This window comes from Pseudomonas azotoformans (assembly GCF_900103345.1).
Taxonomy (GTDB): domain Bacteria; phylum Pseudomonadota; class Gammaproteobacteria; order Pseudomonadales; family Pseudomonadaceae; genus Aquipseudomonas; species Aquipseudomonas azotoformans.
Genome location: NZ_LT629702.1, coordinates 558202 through 575524 on the forward strand (window position 1 = coordinate 558202; position 17323 = coordinate 575524).

General features: G+C 62.9%; 18 protein-coding genes. 13 read left to right on the forward strand and 5 right to left on the reverse strand.

Annotation, left to right across the window (positions count from 1 at the left end; all coding sequences use genetic code 11):
- Nucleotides 1-76: 76 nt before the first annotated feature.
- Nucleotides 77-1657 (reverse strand): RNA repair transcriptional activator RtcR, encoded by a 1581-nt coding sequence (gene rtcR, locus BLR69_RS02610; RefSeq protein ID WP_071494854.1) that lies wholly within the window; start codon nucleotides 1655-1657, stop codon nucleotides 77-79.
- A 214-nt stretch (nucleotides 1658-1871) separates the two neighbouring features.
- Here rtcR and BLR69_RS02615 point away from each other — a divergent pair, with 214 nt between their 5' ends.
- From BLR69_RS02615 to rtcA, 3 genes are read left to right on the forward strand one after another with little or no spacing between them, the layout of a single operon-like run.
- On the forward strand, nucleotides 1872-3098 hold the full coding sequence (locus tag BLR69_RS02615; RefSeq protein WP_071494853.1) for an RtcB family protein: 1227 nt from the start codon (nucleotides 1872-1874) through the stop codon (nucleotides 3096-3098).
- A gap of 13 nt (nucleotides 3099-3111) precedes the next feature.
- Nucleotides 3112-3351: a hypothetical protein gene (locus BLR69_RS02620; RefSeq protein WP_071494852.1), complete on the forward strand. Its 240-nt coding sequence runs from the start codon at nucleotides 3112-3114 to the stop codon at nucleotides 3349-3351.
- A gap of 8 nt (nucleotides 3352-3359) precedes the next feature.
- Nucleotides 3360-4385 (forward strand): RNA 3'-terminal phosphate cyclase, encoded by a 1026-nt coding sequence (rtcA, locus tag BLR69_RS02625; protein ID WP_071494851.1) that lies wholly within the window; start codon nucleotides 3360-3362, stop codon nucleotides 4383-4385.
- On the opposite strand, the gene BLR69_RS02630 is transcribed toward rtcA, so the two are convergent.
- The gene (locus tag BLR69_RS02630; RefSeq protein WP_071494850.1) at nucleotides 4382-5425 is read right to left on the reverse strand and encodes a LacI family DNA-binding transcriptional regulator; all 1044 of its coding nucleotides are present in this window, start codon (nucleotides 5423-5425) and stop codon (nucleotides 4382-4384) included. The genes rtcA and BLR69_RS02630 overlap by 4 nt on opposite strands.
- 162 nt (nucleotides 5426-5587) lie before the next feature.
- Between BLR69_RS02630 and BLR69_RS02635 the strand changes: the two genes are divergently transcribed.
- The 5 genes from BLR69_RS02635 to BLR69_RS02655 are packed head-to-tail and all read left to right on the forward strand — an operon-like array spanning nucleotide 5588 to nucleotide 10066.
- Entirely contained in the window at nucleotides 5588-6682 is a 1095-nt protein-coding gene (locus BLR69_RS02635; RefSeq protein WP_071494849.1) for a fatty acid desaturase family protein, read from the forward strand.
- Between the two features lie 28 nt (nucleotides 6683-6710).
- The gene (locus BLR69_RS02640) at nucleotides 6711-7031 is read left to right on the forward strand and encodes a MocE family 2Fe-2S type ferredoxin (protein WP_071494848.1); all 321 of its coding nucleotides are present in this window, start codon (nucleotides 6711-6713) and stop codon (nucleotides 7029-7031) included.
- A gap of 2 nt (nucleotides 7032-7033) precedes the next feature.
- Complete coding sequence (locus tag BLR69_RS02645) at nucleotides 7034-8233, forward strand: NAD(P)/FAD-dependent oxidoreductase (RefSeq protein WP_071494847.1); 1200 nt, start codon at nucleotides 7034-7036, stop codon at nucleotides 8231-8233.
- A gap of 1 nt (nucleotide 8234) precedes the next feature.
- Complete coding sequence (locus BLR69_RS02650) at nucleotides 8235-9053, forward strand: sugar phosphate isomerase/epimerase family protein (protein WP_071494846.1); 819 nt, start codon at nucleotides 8235-8237, stop codon at nucleotides 9051-9053.
- Nucleotides 9054-9103: 50 nt separating this feature from the next.
- Nucleotides 9104-10066 carry a Dyp-type peroxidase gene (locus tag BLR69_RS02655; RefSeq protein ID WP_071494845.1) on the forward strand — a complete coding sequence of 321 codons (963 nt, stop codon included), beginning with the start codon at nucleotides 9104-9106 and terminating at the stop codon, nucleotides 10064-10066.
- Between the two features lie 115 nt (nucleotides 10067-10181).
- Here BLR69_RS02655 and BLR69_RS02660 read toward each other — a convergent pair whose 3' ends face one another.
- Nucleotides 10182-11054, reverse strand: coding sequence for an undecaprenyl-diphosphate phosphatase (locus BLR69_RS02660; protein WP_071494844.1), 873 nt, complete (start codon nucleotides 11052-11054; stop codon nucleotides 10182-10184).
- A gap of 168 nt (nucleotides 11055-11222) precedes the next feature.
- On the opposite strand from BLR69_RS02660, the gene BLR69_RS02665 reads away from it, so the two are divergent.
- Complete coding sequence (locus tag BLR69_RS02665) at nucleotides 11223-11729, forward strand: GNAT family N-acetyltransferase (RefSeq protein ID WP_071495187.1); 507 nt, start codon at nucleotides 11223-11225, stop codon at nucleotides 11727-11729.
- Here BLR69_RS02665 and BLR69_RS02670 read toward each other — a convergent pair.
- Nucleotides 11707-12651, reverse strand: coding sequence for a GlxA family transcriptional regulator (locus BLR69_RS02670; protein ID WP_071494843.1), 945 nt, complete (start codon nucleotides 12649-12651; stop codon nucleotides 11707-11709). The two genes, BLR69_RS02665 and BLR69_RS02670, sit on opposite strands and share 23 nt — an antisense overlap.
- Before the next feature lie 173 nt (nucleotides 12652-12824).
- Between BLR69_RS02670 and BLR69_RS02675 the strand changes: the two genes are divergently transcribed.
- The 3 genes from BLR69_RS02675 to BLR69_RS02685 all read left to right on the forward strand — a co-directional run bounded on the left by BLR69_RS02675 (nucleotide 12825) and on the right by BLR69_RS02685 (nucleotide 15332).
- Entirely contained in the window at nucleotides 12825-13454 is a 630-nt protein-coding gene (locus tag BLR69_RS02675; RefSeq protein WP_071494842.1) for a TetR/AcrR family transcriptional regulator, read from the forward strand.
- Entirely contained in the window at nucleotides 13451-14128 is a 678-nt protein-coding gene (locus tag BLR69_RS02680) for a type 1 glutamine amidotransferase domain-containing protein (protein ID WP_058426953.1), read from the forward strand. The genes BLR69_RS02675 and BLR69_RS02680 overlap by 4 nt, the downstream gene beginning before the upstream one ends.
- A 79-nt stretch (nucleotides 14129-14207) precedes the next feature.
- Nucleotides 14208-15332 (forward strand): alkene reductase, encoded by a 1125-nt coding sequence (locus BLR69_RS02685; protein ID WP_071494841.1) that lies wholly within the window; start codon nucleotides 14208-14210, stop codon nucleotides 15330-15332.
- Here BLR69_RS02685 and BLR69_RS02690 read toward each other — a convergent pair whose 3' ends face one another.
- A complete protein-coding gene (locus BLR69_RS02690; RefSeq protein ID WP_071494840.1) occupies nucleotides 15333-16319 on the reverse strand; it encodes an NAD(P)H-quinone oxidoreductase in 987 nt (328 codons plus the stop codon).
- Nucleotides 16320-16430: 111 nt separating this feature from the next.
- On the opposite strand from BLR69_RS02690, the gene BLR69_RS02695 reads away from it, so the two are divergent.
- On the forward strand, nucleotides 16431-17306 hold the full coding sequence (locus tag BLR69_RS02695) for a LysR family transcriptional regulator (protein WP_058427152.1): 876 nt from the start codon (nucleotides 16431-16433) through the stop codon (nucleotides 17304-17306).
- Nucleotides 17307-17323: the final 17 nt, after the last annotated feature.

The window sequence follows — 17323 nt, forward strand, 5'->3', positions numbered from 1 at the left end:
CCACATGGTTAAACGTGTTTCATGCGCTCGATAGTGCGGTCCACCATGGTCTTGGCAATCTGGCGGTGTAGCAGGCCTAAGGCTTCAACTGCTTCCAATCAATGGCAAAGCGCGCCAGGTACTTGCGCAGGCGGTCAGCGTCATTGGGTTGCGCCTTGGCCTGGCGCGAAACCCCGAACAGTCGTCGGCCGGCGTCGGAAAGGCTGTCGGATTGCAGGCACACGTCGATCACCGCCTTGAGTTGCAATTGGTCGAACAGGTCCAGATCGGCCGGCAGCAGTGCATGGGTTTCGGTCAGTCCCCAGGCGTAGCGCAGGTGCTGGATCTCCTCTTCGGCCTGGGCCTCATCAATACGCCCGCTGTCGGCCAGGGTGGCCATGCGCGTGATGGAGGCCGACAGCTCGCGAAAATTACCCAGCCACGCCGCTTCGCTGGAACAGGCGAATGCCAGGTAGCGGCGGCGCGCTTGCAGGTTGAAACGCACGCGGCGGCCTTGCTCGCGGGCATGGCGTTCCAGTTCGAAGTCGATATTGGGCTCGATATCTTCGCGCCTTCCCGCCAGGCCTGGCAGGTCAAAGGTCCACAGGTTGATGCGTGCATACAGGTCTTCGCGAAACAGCCCTTCAGCCACGCGCCCGCGCAGGTCGCGGTGAGTGCCGGCGATGATCAGGAAGTCGCTGGCCACTTCACGGTCGGCGCCCATGGGGTAGAAGCGTTTTTCTTCGATGGCCTTGAGCAGCATCGCCTGTTCGTCCAGGCCCAGTTCGCCGATCTCATCGAGAAACAGCATGCCGCCGTCTGCTGCGCGCAGCAGGCCGTCGCGGGCGTTCTGCGCGCCGGTGAAGGCGCCCTTGGTATGGCCGAACAGCGCCGACATGGCGCCATCGCCACGCAGGGTGGCGCAGTTGACTTCCACAAAGCGCCCCTGGATCTGGTGGCGGCTGCGCTTGAGTTCGTAAATGCGTCGGGCGAGGAAGGACTTGCCCGCGCCGGTAGGGCCGATCAGCAGCATGGGCGCGGTGGAGCGCACGGCCACGCGTTCAATCCGCTCGATGGAGGCGTTGAACGCCTTATTGCGTGTGGCAATCCCGGATTTGAGAAAGGCCAGGCCCTCCAGGCGTTGGTGGGCGAAGCGCGAGGCGATGCGGTCGTAGCGCGACAGGTCGAGATCGATCAGGGTGTGGGTGCCGGTAGCGGGAGCGGTGTCGTCCCGGCGGCGACTGGGGGCGGTCTGGATCAGGCGCGCCGGCAGGTTGCGTGCCTCGGTGAGCAGGAACCAGCAAATCTGTGCCACGTGGGTACCGGTGGTGATGTGGACCAGGTAGTCCTCATGGTCGGTGTCGAAGGTGTAGGCGGCGGTAAAGTCGTGCAGTGCGCCGTAGACCTCTTCGAAATCCCAGGGGTTGTGCAGTGGCATGGGGTGCAGGCGCACCTCGGTAGTAGGCGAGATCTGCTGGATGTCGGCGCGAACCCGTTCAGCGAGGCTGACGTCACGGGCGTCGATGTCGTGGATCAGCTCCAGGCGATCGACTTGCAGGTTCTCCTGCTGGCACAGGCCGACGCTGGGGCGCCAGTGATTCCAGCGGTTGGTGCCCTTGCCGACGCGATCCAGCTTGGACCCGATAAACCCGATGGCGACCGTGCGCTTGTATTTCATGACTAGACCAAAAGATAAATAGCGATATGCAAGGATATGGATTGGATTGTAGGGTTGTCATCGTTTTTCAAAATCCCAAGCTGCAGTTGTTTAAAATATCTATATAAAACAATCACCTATAAATTATTTTTGAAATGGGGCAAAACGTGGCACGCCCGCTGCAATCCCTCAGCCAACGCCGCAGCGCCGGCCTACACACAAAAGAATCGAGATCATGCAAGAGACCACCTACCAACTGCTGGAAGTCGCCAACGGCAAGCCGATCAAACTCTGGACCCAGGGTGTGCCTGTGGAGCCTGAAGCGCGCGCGCAACTGATGAACACCGCCCAGATGCCGTTCATTTTCAAGCACCTCGCGGTGATGCCCGATGTGCACCTGGGCAAGGGCTCGACCATCGGTAGTGTGATCCCCACCGTGGGCGCGATCATCCCGGCGGCGGTGGGCGTGGATATCGGCTGCGGCATGATCGCTGCGCGTACCACGTTGATGGCCGGCGACTTGCCCGACAACCTTCACGGCCTGCGTTGCGCCATCGAGGCCGCAGTGCCCCATGGTCGGACCCATAGCCGAAAGGGCCGCGACAAAGGTGCGTGGGAGCATGTACCAGCCCAGGCCGATCAGGTGTGGTCGGCGCTGCATCCACGCTTCAAGGCGATCACCGACAAGTACCCGCAACTGGAACGCAGCAACAACCGCCACCACTTGGGCACTCTGGGCACCGGCAACCATTTCGTCGAGGTGTGCCTGGATGAAGCCAACCGTGTGTGGTTCATGTTGCACAGCGGCTCGCGTGGAGTGGGGAATGCCATCGGCAACCTGTTTATCCAACTGGCCCAGGGGGATATGCGTCAACACCTGGCCAACTTGCCGGACCGCGACCTGGCGTACTTCGAAGAGGGCAGCCAGCACTTCGATGACTACGTGGAAGCCGTGGGCTGGGCCCAGGATTTTGCCCGGCAGAACCGTGAGTTGATGATGCGTGCGGTGGTCCAGGCCACGCGCCAGGTGATCAGCAAACCGTTTGAAGTGGCCCTGGAGGCCGTGAACTGTCATCACAACTACGTGCAGAACGAGCGGCACTTCGGCGAAGAGATCCTGGTTACGCGTAAAGGTGCGGTGTCGGCGAAGAAAGGTGAGCTGGGGATTATCCCGGGCTCCATGGGCGCCAAAAGCTTCATTGTGCGCGGGCTGGGTAACGAAGAGTCGTTCTGCTCCTGCAGCCACGGCGCCGGGCGCACCATGAGCCGCACCAAGGCGAAGAACACCTTCACCGTGGCCGATCAGATCCGCGCCACCGCCCATGTCGAGTGCCGCAAGGACGCCGATGTGATCGACGAAATTCCGATGGCCTACAAGGACATCGACCAGGTTATGCACGCTCAGCGCGAGCTGGTTGAAGTGCTGCACACCTTGCGCCAGGTAGTGTGCGTCAAAGGCTAAGAGGGGAAGCAAGATGCAAAAGGATGAACGCCACCCATTGAGCGACGCCATGCGCGCGCGGGTGCTACAGGAGCTTGACCGCATAGAGCGTGAACGCAATGCCGGGGAAGCGGCCTACGGGCCTCGGCGTCCGGCGCTGCACGCGTACATACAAGCGGAATTGGAACGCAGCGTGCCTGGATTGCCACGCACCCATGGGGATTCACAACAACTGGACCAGTACCTGCGGGACACGGTCAAACGCTTTGCCTAAGGATGACGATGAAACAGGACGTGATTGAACTCGACGGCGCCATCGGCGGTGGCCAGGTACTGCGCAGTGGCCTGAGCTTGTCGATGGTGACCGGGCTGACCCTGCGGATTAAAAATATTCGCGCCAAGCGCAGCCGGCCAGGGTTGATGCGCCAACACCTGACCGCTGTGCTGGCGGCGGCGCAAGTCTGTGGGGCTCAGGTACACGGTGCGCAATTGGGCTCGCAATCCCTGGTGTTCGAGCCAGGGCCGATTCAAGGCGGCGAATACCGCTTCAGCATCGGCACCGCCGGCAGTTGCACCCTGGTGTTGCAGACCCTGCTGCCGGCCTTGCTGCGCGCGCCCGCGGCCAGTCGCGTGACGATCTGCGGCGGCACCCACAATCCGCTGGCACCGCCGGTGGACTTTTTGCAGCGTGCCTGGCTTCCGCTGTTGCGGCGCATGGGCGCGGCTATCGAATTGAGCTTGAACCGGTATGGGTTTGTGCCCGCCGGTGGTGGTGAGTTGGAGGCGTTCATTCAGCCGGCGCAACTGGCACCGTTGCAGTTGATGCAGCGCGGAAAACTGCTCGAAGCCCGGGCGATAACGCTTAATGCCGGGTTGCCTGCCCAGGTCAGCGAACGTGAGTTCAAACGCGTGCGCCAGCGCTTGTCGTTCGATGAATCCCAGCTGTGCCCGATTGAGATCGACCCGGAACAAGGTCCGGGTAACGTGCTGATGCTGGAGTATGTCCACGAACATGTCACCGAAGTGTTCAGCGCTTTTGGCCAGGCCAACCTGCGCGCCGAGACCGTGGCTGACCAGGCGATCGACCAGGCCATGGAATGGAAGGGCACCGACACGGCGGTGGGCGAACATCTGGCCGATCAATTGTTGTTGCCGATGGCATTGGCTGGCGGTGGTCGTTTCACCACACCGCATATGAGCGACCATCTGCACAGCAATATGCAGGTGATCCAACGCTTCCTGCCCGTGCGGATTGAGAGTCACGTGCGGGAGGAGGGCGGCTTGATCATCGAGTGCCGCGCCCGTTAGAGGTTCTCCGACGTCACAATCTGCGGCGGTATATACACCCGCTGGCGCACCGGATCGAACCCCTCGGCACTCTGCAACTCCACTATCAACTGCACCAGCGCCGTCGCCGTCTGGCCCGGTTGCGAGTCCATCACCACATCGATCAAGCCCTGGCGCAGCGCCTGGCGCGACAGTTCGGTGGACTCCTGCAGGATGCAGCACAACGCTGGCCGCTTGGGCAACTGCGCCAGGGCGCTGATGATGCCGTCGCCGCCGCCGCCCACCACGCACAGGCCGCGCAGGTCGCTGTGGCGGCTGAACAGGTCGAGGGTGGCTTCTTCGGTGATGTCGCAGTTGTCCAGGTTGATCAGTGGCTCCAGCGGCTTGAGCCCCGGCGCGTGCTTGGCCAGGTAGCTGTGCAGGCCTTCGACCCGTGCCTGGTGGCCGAGAAAACGATGGCCGCCGAGCAGGATGCCCACGCTGCCTTTGCGCGCGCCGCAGGTGCGGGCGAGCAACCAGCCCATGGTGCGGCCGACCACATGATTGTCCTGGCCCACGTAGGGTTCATCGGCCTGTTCGTGGATATCCGAGAGCAGGGCGACCACCGGCACGCCGGCGGCGCGGATCTGCGCCAGGCACGCGTTGATCAGCGGGTGCGCGAAGCTGACCACCGCCAGGCCATCGCACTGCACGGCCAGTTGTTCGATCTGCGCGACGATGGCGCTGGGCGAGCGGTCAACGATGTACTCGAACTGGCACGTCAGATTGGCGTTGGCATGCTGTTCGGCAGCCGTGCTGATCGCCTGCGCCAGGCTGGCATAGAACGCCTGGGCGGTGGCCAGCAACAGGATGCCGAAGCGATAGGTCGGCCGACGTTCGCGAATGCGCTGGCCGATCAGCCGCGCCGCGAAATACCCCACCGCTTCGGCCGCCTGGAACACCTGCTCGGCGGTCTCGGGATTGACCGGTGCCCGTGCATTCAGCACGCGGTCGACGGTGGCCACACTCAGCCCGGCCTGGGCGGCCACGCTGGCGATGGTTGGGCGTTTGTTGTTGTGCATGACTGGCCCCTTGAGCGTCTTGATAGAAAACTATCAAGCCCCGCTGGGCCTGGATGATAGCTTGATAGGGAATGGATTCAAGGCCTTGAGGCTGAATAACCGGTTCTCTAAGGTGGGTTTCACACAGCACCAGAAACCACCCGCTTGCGGAGAACAATAACAATGCCTGGACACACCGCTCCTATCGCTCGTCGCGACTACAGCCTCACCGGCCCCGAAGCCGCCCGCGCCGCTGAAAAAGGCCTGGTCTCGGCCAGTTGGTACCAATCGCCGATCTCACGTAAACGCATGAAAGAACTGATGCAGCGCCGCGACGGCCCGGCACTGCTCGACACCGCGATCTGGGTGATCGCATTGTTTGCCAGCGGTTTTGGTGGCTACTGGTTCTGGGGCACCTGGGCCTGCGTGCCGTTCTTCCTCGTCTATGGCGTGCTGTATGGCACCGCGTCCAACCCGCGCTGGCATGAAACCGGCCACGGCACCGCCTTCAAGACCCGCTGGATGAACGACGTGCTGTACCAGGTCGCCAGCTTCATGTGCATCTTCGAACCCCACGTGTGGCGCTGGAGCCATGCCCGGCACCATACCGATACCATCGTGGTCGGCCGTGACCCGGAGATCGTCGAGCCGCGTCCGCCGAGCTACCTGATGATGGGCCTGAGCCTGTTCAACCTGCCCCTGGCCTGGAAAACGTTCAGCGGTGTGGCGCGCCACGCCATGGGCAAGATGAGTGCCCAGGAAGCGGACTTCATCCCCGAATCCGAATGGCCCAAGGTGTTCCGTGCCGCGCGCATCTGGGTCGGCATTTATGCCTTGGTGATTGGCACTGCGTTGTACCTGCACAGTTGGCTGCCGCTGATGCTGGTGGGCTTGCCGAGTATTTATGGCGCCTGGCTCGGCTATCTGTTCGGCCTCACCCAGCATGTCGGCCTGGCCGAAGATGTGCTGGACCACCGCAGCAATTGCCGCACCATCTACATGAACCGCGTGTTGCGCTTTATCTACATGGACATGAACTACCACCTCGAACACCACATGTACCCGATGGTGCCGTACCACGCCCTCGCGCAACTGCACGAAGAAATCCGCAGCGACTGCCCGCCGCCGTACGCCAACCTGTTCGAGGCGTACAAGGAGATCCTGCCGACCATCTGGAAGCAGCGCAGCGATCCCACCTATTTCGTCCAGCGTCCGATTCACCCGAACACGCATCCGGCCGCCCATGCACCGGTGCATGCAGAAACCGCTGCCGGCTGACCCCCCTCCAAGCACAAGAGAAAACGCCATGAACGATCAATGGATCGACGTCTGCGCCGTGGGCGAAATAGACGAAGAAGACGTGCTGCGCTTCGACCACGGGCCGCACACTTACGCGGTGTATCGCTCGTCCGAGAATGAATTCTTCGCCACCGCCGGCCTGTGCACCCACGAGAAAATCCACCTGGCCGACGGCCTGGTGATGGACCACGTGATTGAGTGCCCCAAGCACAACGGGCGCTTCGATTACCGCACCGGCAAGGCCCTCGGCGCGCCGGTGTGCGTCAACCTCAAGACCTACCCGGTGCGGGTCGAAGCGGGGCGGGTGTTGCTCGCTGTCACGGCCTGATCATGAACGATCCCTTGATCATCGTTGGCGCCGGCCATGCCGGTGGCCGTGCTGCGCTGACCTTGCGTGAAGAAGGCTACACCGGGCGGCTGATCCTGATTGGCGATGAGCCGCACTTGCCCTACGAGCGGCCGCCGCTGTCCAAAGGCGTGTTGCAGGGCACGGCGGACCTGGCCGGCTGCAGCCTGTGCGACAGCGCGCGACTGTCGGAGCTGGGCATTGAGCACATCGCCGCGAACCCGGTGACGCAGTTGCAGCCGCAACAGCATCGGCTGCAACTGGCCGATGGCCAATGGCTGCAGTACGCCGGCCTGCTGCTGGCCATCGGCGGTCGGGCGCGACGCTTGCCCCAGGCGCAGGCGAATGTGCTTTACCTGCGCACCCACGATGACGCCTTGGCCCTGCGTACTGCGCTGAAGCCTGGCACGCGGCTGGTGGTGGTCGGCGGCGGGTTTATCGGCCTGGAAGTGGCGGCGACGGCACGCGGCCTGGGCTGTGAGGTAACGTTGCTCGAAGCTGGGCCGCGATTGGCGGGCCGGGTGTTGCCGCCCGTTATCTCTGAAGCGCTGCTGGCCCTGCATCGTCAGCACGGGGTCGACGTTCGCCTGAAGGTGGCCTTGGAGTCGATCCAGGCCGACGCCGTGCTGCTGATGGACGGGCAGCGCTTGCCCTGCGACCTAGTGGTGGTCGGCATCGGCATGCAACCCAATGTTGAACTCGCCGCAGCGGCCGGTTTGGACGTGGGGCAGGGCATTCGCGTGGATACGCACCTGCGCACCAGCGCGGCGGATATCTATGCCGCCGGCGACGTGTGTGAGTTTCGCCTGGATGGCCTGTATCAACGCCAGGAAACCTGGCGCAATGCCGAGGCCCAGGGCCGGCATGCGGCGCTGAACCTGCTGGGCCGTGACCTGCCGTTCGAGGCGCTGCCCGGGTTCTGGTCCGACCAGTATGACTGGGGCTTGCAGACGGTCGGCGTGATCACGCCCTTGACCATCAGCCGGCCGTTGGCGAACGGCGGTTTGCTGCTGTTCTACCTGGATGCCGATCACCGCTTGCAAGGTGCCTGCGGATGGGCACCGGGCAACAGCGCGGCCAAGGACATCAAACTCTGCGAGCGCCTGATCAGCGCGCGACTGTCACTCGATTCCGCCAGCCTGGCCAACCCCGAACTGTCCCTCAAACACCTGCTGCGAGGCTGATATGCGCCAATTCCTGGTGTTCCAATCCCTGTGGGCCATGCAGACCGAACCCGGCCCACTCGAGGCTCAACTCGAGCGCATCAAGGCCGCCGGTTTCGACGGCATTACCGACCATTACTTCAAGCCCGCCGATGTCGCCCGCCTGCACGCCGCTGCCACAGCGCACGGCTTGCAGATCGAAGGCCAGTTGTTCCCGCAATCGGTGGACGACCTGGCCGTCGCACTGGATGTGATCAGCGGCTACGGCTGCCACCACCTCACCCTGCAAGCCGATGTGCGCCCGCGCACCCAGGCCGAAGCGGCCCGACTGGTGGAAGGCTGGCAGCGGCTGGCCGAGCAGGTGGCGTTCCCCGTGCTGCTGGAAACCCACCGTTATCGCCTCACCAACGACCTGCTGTTCACCCTTGACCTGCTGGCACAGATGCCGGATTTGAAGCTGCTGGCCGACCTGTCCCACTACGTGGTCGGGCGTGAACTGCCGGAGCCTGGCGCCGCCGAGGACGATGCGCAGATACGCCGCATCCTGCGCAACAGCTGGGGTTTCCATGGTCGCGTGGCCAGTAGCGAGCAGGTGCAAGTGTCTTTGGACTTCCCCCAGCACCAAGCCTGGGTGCAGCGCTTTACCGAGTGGTGGCGCTACGGGATCGAAGACTGGCTGGCCCGCCCGCAGACGCCGCAGAGCCTGTCCTTTACCTGTGAACTGGGCCCGCCACCTTATGCAATCACCGCCGCGGACGGCCGCGAGATCAGCGATCGCTGGGCCGAAGCGCTGAAGATGCAGGCGCTGATGCGTGAGGTGTGGCGCAGTTGTCAGAAATGATCTGCTAATCTGCGCGGGTTCAATCTCGCCCTTTAGCCTGGACTTTCACCATGACCCCATCCTCCGTTCAGCCGCCCCTGGAACCGCAGTCCGTGTGCCACCCGATCACCAGCAGCGCAATCTTCATGGTCGCCACCGTCGCCCCCGGCAGCGAGGACAGGGTACGCGCCTGGTGCGCCGATATCGCCGGGCTGGTGCGTTCGGTGGGCAAGCGCGTGCCGGCCGGCAACCTGACCTGCGTCTGCGGGTTTGGCTCGGATGCCTGGGACCGCCTGTTCGGCGCGCCACGCCCGGCGGCGTTGCATCCGTTCCGTGAGTTCGGCGTGGCAGGGCGCATGGCTGTGTCGACGCCGGGGGATATCCTCCTGCATATCCGCGCCGAACAGATGGACCTGTGCTTCGAACTGGCCACCCACATCATGGCGGCCCTGGGCGACAGCGTGAAGGTGGTGGATGAGGTCCAGGGTTTCCGCTATTTCGACATGCGCAGCATCATTGGCTTTGTCGACGGCACCGAGAACCCGGTAGGGCGCAAGGCCGAGGGTTTCACCATCGTCGGCGAGGAAGACAGCGAGTTTCGCGGCGGCAGCTACGTGCTGGTGCAGAAGTACCTGCACAACATGACTGCCTGGAACGGTTTGACGGTGGAGGCCCAGGAGAAAGTGATCGGGCGCACCAAATTGTCGGATATCGAGTTGGATGAAGAAGCCAAGCCAAGCAACTCCCACAGCGCATTGACTGTCATCACCGACGAGAACGGCGAAGAAGTGAAGATCCTGCGCGACAACATGCCATTTGGCCGACCCGGAGCCGGGGAGTTTGGCACCTACTTCATCGGTTATGCACGCTCGCCGCAGCCCCTGGAATTGATGCTGGAGAACATGTTCGTCGGCCGCCCGGTGGGCAATTATGACCGCCTGCTGGATTTCAGCACGGCAGTCACCGGCGGCCTGTTTTTCGTGCCCTCGGCCGACTTGCTGGAAGCGCTCGCCGAGCGAACCGGTGGTCTATAAGGCAACACAGAACAAATGTGGGAGAGGGCTTGCCCTCGATTGCGGAGGGTCAGCTGCATATAAGTTGACTGACACACCGCTATCGGGGGCAAGCCCCCTCCCACAGTAAATTGGGTCAGCTCAACAGCCCAGTGCTGACCGCCACAATCAGGAACACCCCCAACAGCGCACGGTAGATCACGAACGGCCAGGTGGAGAACCGCTCCAGGAACTTCATCAGGCCCCAGATCGCAAAGAATGCCGAGACGCTCGCCACCACCAAACCGAACAGCAAATGCGGCCAGGCATGCGCCGGCATATCGGCGTGCAGCAACACCCACAACTCCTTCAGCCCGGCGAGGGCGATGGCCGGCAAGCCCAGCAGGAAGGAGAAGCGCGCCGCTTCCTCACGCTTGAAATTGAGGAACAACGCAGCGGTCAGAGTGGAACCGGAGCGCGATACCCCCGGAATCAACGCGCCAATCTGCGCGATCCCCACGATCAACGCATCCCGCAGGCGCATTTCGCTCACTTCACGGGTGTGGCGTGCGCGCACTTCCGCCACCGCCAGCAGCACCGCCATGACCACGCAGGAAATGCCGATCACCATCAGCCCGCGCAATGGCGAGTTGCATGCGTTCAAGGTCGAGGACAGCGCCAGGCCGGCAATCCCGATGGGGATGGTCGCCAGCACGATCGCCACCGCCAGCTTGAACCAACGGTCGTTGTAGTCACCCCGACGCACCGCGCCGATGCTGCCGGTGGTGACCTGGCGCACATCGCGCCAGAAGTAACTGACCACCGCCGCCAGCGCCGCCAGTTGCATGGCCGCGGAAAACGCCGAGCCGGGGTCTTGCCAGCCGAGCAGGGCGGGCACCACGCGCATGTGGGCGGTGGATGACACCGGCAGCAGTTCGGTAATGCCCTGGATCACGCCCAGGATGAAGATCTGCACGTAATCCAGGGAGGCAAAGCCCACATCCAGGCCGGCGGTACACATGGTGGTCAAAATAGGTGTCCTTGAAGAGCAGAGGCAAATTTCACGAAGTTTATTCGAAATGTTTCAAGGTTTCGGCAGAGGCAACACCTATTTGCAATCGGTTCAGCAAGTAGAAAGGTTGGCCTCTGCCCGTGTTTTGTGAACAATGGCGCCCTGCGTTTTTTCACCGAGAGCCCCATGCCTGAAACCACCGTCGAATTGATCCAGACCGGCCCCGAAGAAGCCGAGTTGATCCGTAATCTCTACCAGTACTACGCCTATGAATCGTCCGATTGGGAACAGGAAGATGTGGAGGCCGATGGCCGCTTCTACATCCATGACGAACACCTGGCCCGCTATTGGCAAGACCCGCAATGGAGCGCCAACCTGCTGCTGGTGGATGGCTACATCGCCGGCTTCCTGCTGATCGAAGGCAGCGAACTGCCGGGCATCGACGCCCTGGAACTGGCCGACCTGTTCATCCTCAAGCGCTACCGCCGCAAAGGCATTGGTCGTGCCATCGCCAGCCAGGTGCTGTGCAGCGGCCAGGCCAATTGGCTGGTGCGGTTCTATGACCAGGACGAAGTGTCCCAGGCGTTCTGGCGCTCGGTGCTGGATAACCTGCCGCGCCCGGTGCAGACGATAGAGCTGGAGGATGACCCGCAGTTGGTCAGTTACCTGATCACGCGGGCGGCGCTGCATTAAAAGCCTGCTGCATCACCTGCGGCGGCTGGCCGAACGCCCTTAAAAACGCCTGGCGCATACGCTCGCGATCACCAAACCCGGTTTCGCGAGCGACCACCTCGACCGGGTGACGGCTGGTTTCCATCAGCGCCCGCGCGGCTTCCACGCGCAGGGCTTCAATGGCTTTGGCCGGTGTCTGCCCGGTTTCCTCGCGGAACACCCGGCTGAACTGGCGCGGGCTCAGCCGGGCGACATCGGCCAGGGCCTCCACCGAAAGGTCGTGGGTCAGGTTCTCACGGGCGTAGGCCAGGGCCAGTTGCACGCGGTCTGACTTGGGGTCCAGCTCCAACAGCGCCGACAGTTGCGATTGCTCACTGCCGCGACGCTGGGCGATCACCAGTTTGCGCGCAATGCGCCGGGCGAGGTCGCTGCCCAGGTCGTTTTCCACCATGGCCAGCGCCAGGTCCACGCCGGCGCTCATGCCGGCACCGGTCCACACCTGGCCGTCGACGATAAACAGCTTGTCTTCTTCCAGGCGGATATCCGGGTAGCGCTTGCTAAAGGCCGGGGCGTGAATCCAGTGGGTGGTGGTGCGCTTGCCTGCCAGCAGGCCGGCTTCGGCCAGCACGAAGATGCCCATGCACAGCGAGGCCACACGCCGCGACTGGGCGGAGGCGGCCTTGACCAGTTCGAGCAGGTTGGCTTCCGGCAGGCGGAATTCCAGGTAACCGCTGACGATCAGCGTGTCGTAGCCCTGCGGCCGGATCGGCGTGGTGTTCACGGAAAAGCCCTGGGACGTCATCACCGCGCCGCCACTTTCCGACACCAGGTGAAACTCATAGGCCGGCTCGCCGCGCAGCAGGTTCGCGCACTCGAACACCGAACCCAGGCTGAGGCTCAGGGATTGGAAGTTCGGGTAAACCATCAGCGCAACGCTGTGCATCGTCATTCTCCAAGGGGCGCGGGAAAGGGGATTGTCGGCGCGTGCCGGGTAAACGGCAACTGCCTTCGCGGCATGTCCGGAATCCTTGCGGATCTGACATTGTGCGCGATAGCGCCGACTCCTAACATTCCCTCAACGAACTAGACGACTGGTCTAATCGGACGGGATCAAGCATGAGCAGCGAAACCAAAAGTGCAAGACAGACCATTCTGGACACCGCGCAACGTATTGTCGGTCGCAAGGGATTTTCTGCGGTGGGCCTGAACGAAATACTGCAAGCCGCCGAAGTACCCAAAGGTTCGTTTTATCACTACTTCACCTCTAAAGATGCGTTTGGCGTTGTATTGCTTGACCACTACTTCGACCACTACGTGCATGGCATGCAGCAGTTGTTTGAACAGCCGGGTTTGAGCCAGCACGCCAAGCTGATGCGTTATTGGCACAGCTGGATCAACAACCAGACCGGCTGCACCGACGCGGGCAAATGCCTTGCCGTCAAACTCGGTGCCGAGGTGTCAGACCTTTCAGAGCCGATGCGCCTGGCCCTGCAACGCGGCACCGCACGCACCATCGGGCTGCTCGCCGAGGCCTTGCGGCAGGGTGTCGAAGACGGCTCGGTAACGCTTACGCAACACCCCGAAAGCCTGGCCCAGCGCCTGTATGCGTTGTGGCTGGGGACCAGCGTCATGAGCAAGATCACCCGTACAGCGGCGCCGTTCGACCAGGCGCTGGGGTTGACCCGACAGTTGTTGGGGCATCCGCACGACACTGACACTCACACCTATCGAGGCACTGGAAAATGAAAGTATTAATGGTACTGACCTCTCACGACCAGCTCGGCGATACCGGGCGCAAGACCGGCTTCTGGCTCGAAGAGTTTGCTGCTCCCTATTACGCGTTCAAGGACGCCGGCGCCGACGTGGTGCTGGTTTCCCCGGCCGGTGGCCAGCCGCCGCTGGACCCGGTCAGCGACCTGCCGGACTTCCAGACCGAACAGACCCACCGCTTCGCTGCCGACCCGGCCGCGCAACAGGCCCTGGCGACCACGCTGAAGCTGGATTCGGTCAACGCCGATGACTTCGACACGGTGTTCTACCCAGGCGGCCACGGCCCGCTGTGGGACCTGGCAGAGTCGCCGGTGTCGATCGCGTTGATCGAGTCCTTCGAACGTGCCGGCAAGCCGATCGGCTTTGTCTGCCATGCGCCGGGTGCCTTGCGTCATGTCAAGGCGGTCAACGGTGAGCCGCTGGTCAAGGGCCGTCGCGTTACCGGTTTCTCCAACTCGGAAGAGGCCGCCGTGGAATTGACCGATGTGGTGCCGTTCCTGGTAGAAGACGAGTTCAAGAAGCTGGGTGGCCTGTATGAGAAAGGCGCTGACTGGCAGTCCTTTGTCATTACCGACGGCTTGCTCGTCACCGGGCAAAACCCCGGCAGTTCCAGCGATGTCGCCAAGGCCCTGCTGAAACTCACCGCTTAACTCAATAAACCGCTGCAAACATTGGCGACTTGTAAAAGTCGCCAATGCTTTAGCGCGCCCGCTATTTGGAAATTATTCAATGAATCACTCTATTTTAAGTACCCCGGTAAACCTGGGGCACCACACGCTGAACAACCGTATTGTGCTGCCACCGTTGACGCGCCAGCGCAGCGCCCAGCCGGGCGATATCGCCACTGACTTGATGGCCGAGTATTACCGCCAGCGCGCCAGTGCCGGCTTCATGGTCAGTGAGGGTACGCAGATTGAACCGCGTGGCCAGGGTTACGCGTGGACGCCGGGTATTTATACGCCGGCGCAAATCGACGGCTGGCGCAAGGTCACCGAGGCGGTGCATGCCGAAGGCGGGGTGATCTTTGCCCAGTTGTGGCATGTCGGTCGGGTGTCCCACAGCGCGTTGCAGCCTGAGGGTGCCGCACCGGTCGCACCTTCTGCTATCCAGGCAATTCAGGCCAAGGCCTTTATCGAAACGGCGCCGGGCGAGGGGCAATTGATGCAACCGCCTGTACCGCGTGCGTTGACCACGCAGGAGGTCAAGGACCTGGTCGGGCACTACGCCCAGGCAGCGCGCAATGCACTGGATGCGGGGTTTGATGGGGTGGAAATCCATTCAGCCAATGGCTACCTGGTCAACCAGTTCATCTCGGCCCACGCCAACCAGCGCGACGACGAGTACGGTGGCTCGCTGCACAACCGCCTGCGCTTCCTGCGCGAGATCGTCGAAGCGGTGACCGCCGTGGTCGGGCCAGAGCGCCTGGGTGTGCGTTTCTCGCCGCTGTTCAGCGGCACCGACCAGGACCGGGTGTACATCGGCCTGGTGGAAGACGACCCACACCACACCTATATCGAAGCGATCAAGGTGCTGGAAGCGTCGGGCATTGCCTATGTGTCGATTGCCGAAGCCGATTGGGATAACGCCCCGGTATTGCCCGAATCGTTCCGCCGAGCGGTACGCGACACCTTCAGCGGGCGGATCATCTACGCCGGTCGCTACACCGCTGAACGCGGTGCTGATCTGGTTGAGGCAGGGCTGGCGGATTTGATCGCGTTCGGACGGCCATTCATCGCCAATCCGGACTTGCCGCAACGGATTTTCAACGACTGGCCGTTGAACCCGCTGCGGGCCGAAGGGATGTATGGGGGCGGCGAAGCGGGTTACGTCGACTACCCGGTGTTCGCCGGGTAATCAAACCACCCGCAACACAATCTTGCCAATGTGATCGCCACCTTCCATCCGCGCATGCGCCTGATCGGCCTGGGTGTAATCGAACACCTGGTCGATCATCGGCAGGCAGCGCCCGGCTGACAGCACCGGCCATACATGCTCGCGCAGTTGCTCGGCGATGGCGGCTTTCTCGTCCTTGGTGCGGGCGCGCAGCAACGAGCCGGTGACGATGGCGCGTTTGCCGAGGATGGTCAGCAGGTCCACGTCATTGGCCTTGGCGCCGCCGAGGAAGCCGAGCATCACCAGGCGTCCGTCCATGGCCAGCGCCTTGAGGTTATTGTTGAGGTAGGAGCCGCCCATGATGTCGAGGATCACATCGACGCCCTTAGCCCCGATCACCTCGGCAAAATCCTGCTCGCGGTAATTGATCGCTTCAGCGCCCAAGGCACGGATGGCCGCACATTTCTCTTCGCTGCCGGCGGTGGCGAATGCCTGGATACCGAACTCACGGCACAGCATCAGCGCGGTGGTGCCGATCCCGCTGGTGCCGCCGTGGATCAGCACGCGCTGGCCCTTGTGCGCGCCGCCGATGCCGAACAGGTTGGCCCACACGGTAAAAAAGGTTTCCGGGATGGCGGCGGCTTGAATCCACTCCATGCCTTCGGGAACCGGCAACGCCTGGCTGGCGGGCACCGCACAGTATTGGGCGTAGCCGCCGCCATTGGTCAGGGCGCAGACCCTGTCGCCAATCGCATATCCGCTGACCCCTGCGCCCAGCGCGACCACTTCGCCGGCCACTTCCAGGCCGGGGATCGGGCTGAAACCGGGTTTCATCGGGTACTTGCCGGCCCGTTGCAAGGCGTCGGGTCGGTTGACCCCGGCGGCGTGCACGCGAATCAGGATTTCGCCGGGGGCCGGGGAGGGCACCGGTTCCTGGCGCGGCTTGAGCACCTCGGGGCCGCCGGGCGTGGTGATTTCAATCAGGGTCATGTCGGTAGGCAGAGTCATTGGGCGAATCCTGAGTATTTTCGATGGCTGTGAGCATAGCCGAGATTGGTGATGCAATAATGCTGCGAATCAGCATGATAAGAGTGCATATATGCAGCAGTGGAGGAGGCAATGAACTGGGACGATGCACGGGTATTCCTGGCGGTGTGCCGCGAGTCCACACTGCGGGGCGCTGCACGGGTGCTGGGCGTCGACCAGGCCACGGTAGGGCGCCGGGTCAACGCCTTGGAAAAGTCCTTGAACGCCACCTTGTTCCTGCGCACCTCCGAGGGCTACGCGCTCACTGCGGTCGGCGAAGCGGCGTTGCTTTCGGTGGAAAAAATGGAGCGCTCGGCCCTCGACCTGGAGCGCCAGATCCAGGGCCTGGATGACCGCCTGACCGGCACCGTGCGGGTCAGCACCACCGACTCCCTGGCCATTGATTTCCTGATCCCGGCCATCGCCCGCCTGCACGACCAACACCCTGACGTGCGCGTGCAACTGGACGCGTCCACACAGATCCTCAGCCTGGCCAAGCGTGAAGCCGATATCGCCGTGCGCAACCAGCGCCCGGATAACCCCGACCTGATCGCCCGGCGCATTGCGCGCTGGCCGCTCGGTTTGTTTGCGTCCCAGGGCTACCTCGACCGCCACGGCGTGCCTGAGCCGGGCAGCCTGTTCGAAGGCCATGACCTGGTGGTCTACCAACCTCACCTGCAAAGTCAGAAGGACATGACCCTGGTCTCCGAACCCTTGGGCCGTGGACGCATTGTCGCGGCCTTGAGCTCCAGCCTGCTGGTGCGCCGCTCCATCGCTGCCGGCATCGGCATCGGTGAAATCCCGGTGTGCACCGGTGAGCGCGACGGGTTGGTGCGCCTGTGGCCGGAGCGCACGCGGCCACTGCCGTACGACGTGTGGCTGGTGACCCACGCCGATCTGCGCCACACCGCACGGGTGCGCGCGGTGATCGAGGAGATTGTCGCGGCGTTTGCCGGCACGGGGGAGTGAGGTCAGCACAGGCTTGC

What these genes read in the sequence shown, in the direction of transcription:
- rtcR (WP_071494854.1), bottom strand. Translation starts at nt 1,657, where the DNA reads ATGAAATACAAGCGCACGGTCGCCATCGGGTTTATCGGGTCCAAGCTG.
- BLR69_RS02615 (WP_071494853.1), top strand. Translation starts at nt 1,872, where the DNA reads ATGCAAGAGACCACCTACCAACTGCTGGAAGTCGCCAACGGCAAGCCG.
- BLR69_RS02620 (WP_071494852.1), top strand. Translation starts at nt 3,112, where the DNA reads ATGCAAAAGGATGAACGCCACCCATTGAGCGACGCCATGCGCGCGCGG.
- rtcA (WP_071494851.1), top strand. Translation starts at nt 3,360, where the DNA reads ATGAAACAGGACGTGATTGAACTCGACGGCGCCATCGGCGGTGGCCAG.
- BLR69_RS02630 (WP_071494850.1), bottom strand. Translation starts at nt 5,425, where the DNA reads ATGCACAACAACAAACGCCCAACCATCGCCAGCGTGGCCGCCCAGGCC.
- BLR69_RS02635 (WP_071494849.1), top strand. Translation starts at nt 5,588, where the DNA reads ATGCCTGGACACACCGCTCCTATCGCTCGTCGCGACTACAGCCTCACC.
- BLR69_RS02640 (WP_071494848.1), top strand. Translation starts at nt 6,711, where the DNA reads ATGAACGATCAATGGATCGACGTCTGCGCCGTGGGCGAAATAGACGAA.
- BLR69_RS02645 (WP_071494847.1), top strand. Translation starts at nt 7,034, where the DNA reads ATGAACGATCCCTTGATCATCGTTGGCGCCGGCCATGCCGGTGGCCGT.
- BLR69_RS02650 (WP_071494846.1), top strand. Translation starts at nt 8,235, where the DNA reads ATGCGCCAATTCCTGGTGTTCCAATCCCTGTGGGCCATGCAGACCGAA.
- BLR69_RS02655 (WP_071494845.1), top strand. Translation starts at nt 9,104, where the DNA reads ATGACCCCATCCTCCGTTCAGCCGCCCCTGGAACCGCAGTCCGTGTGC.
- BLR69_RS02665 (WP_071495187.1), top strand. Translation starts at nt 11,223, where the DNA reads ATGCCTGAAACCACCGTCGAATTGATCCAGACCGGCCCCGAAGAAGCC.
- BLR69_RS02670 (WP_071494843.1), bottom strand. Translation starts at nt 12,651, where the DNA reads ATGCACAGCGTTGCGCTGATGGTTTACCCGAACTTCCAATCCCTGAGC.
- BLR69_RS02675 (WP_071494842.1), top strand. Translation starts at nt 12,825, where the DNA reads ATGAGCAGCGAAACCAAAAGTGCAAGACAGACCATTCTGGACACCGCG.
- BLR69_RS02680 (WP_058426953.1), top strand. Translation starts at nt 13,451, where the DNA reads ATGAAAGTATTAATGGTACTGACCTCTCACGACCAGCTCGGCGATACC.
- BLR69_RS02685 (WP_071494841.1), top strand. Translation starts at nt 14,208, where the DNA reads ATGAATCACTCTATTTTAAGTACCCCGGTAAACCTGGGGCACCACACG.
- BLR69_RS02690 (WP_071494840.1), bottom strand. Translation starts at nt 16,319, where the DNA reads ATGACTCTGCCTACCGACATGACCCTGATTGAAATCACCACGCCCGGC.
- BLR69_RS02695 (WP_058427152.1), top strand. Translation starts at nt 16,431, where the DNA reads ATGAACTGGGACGATGCACGGGTATTCCTGGCGGTGTGCCGCGAGTCC.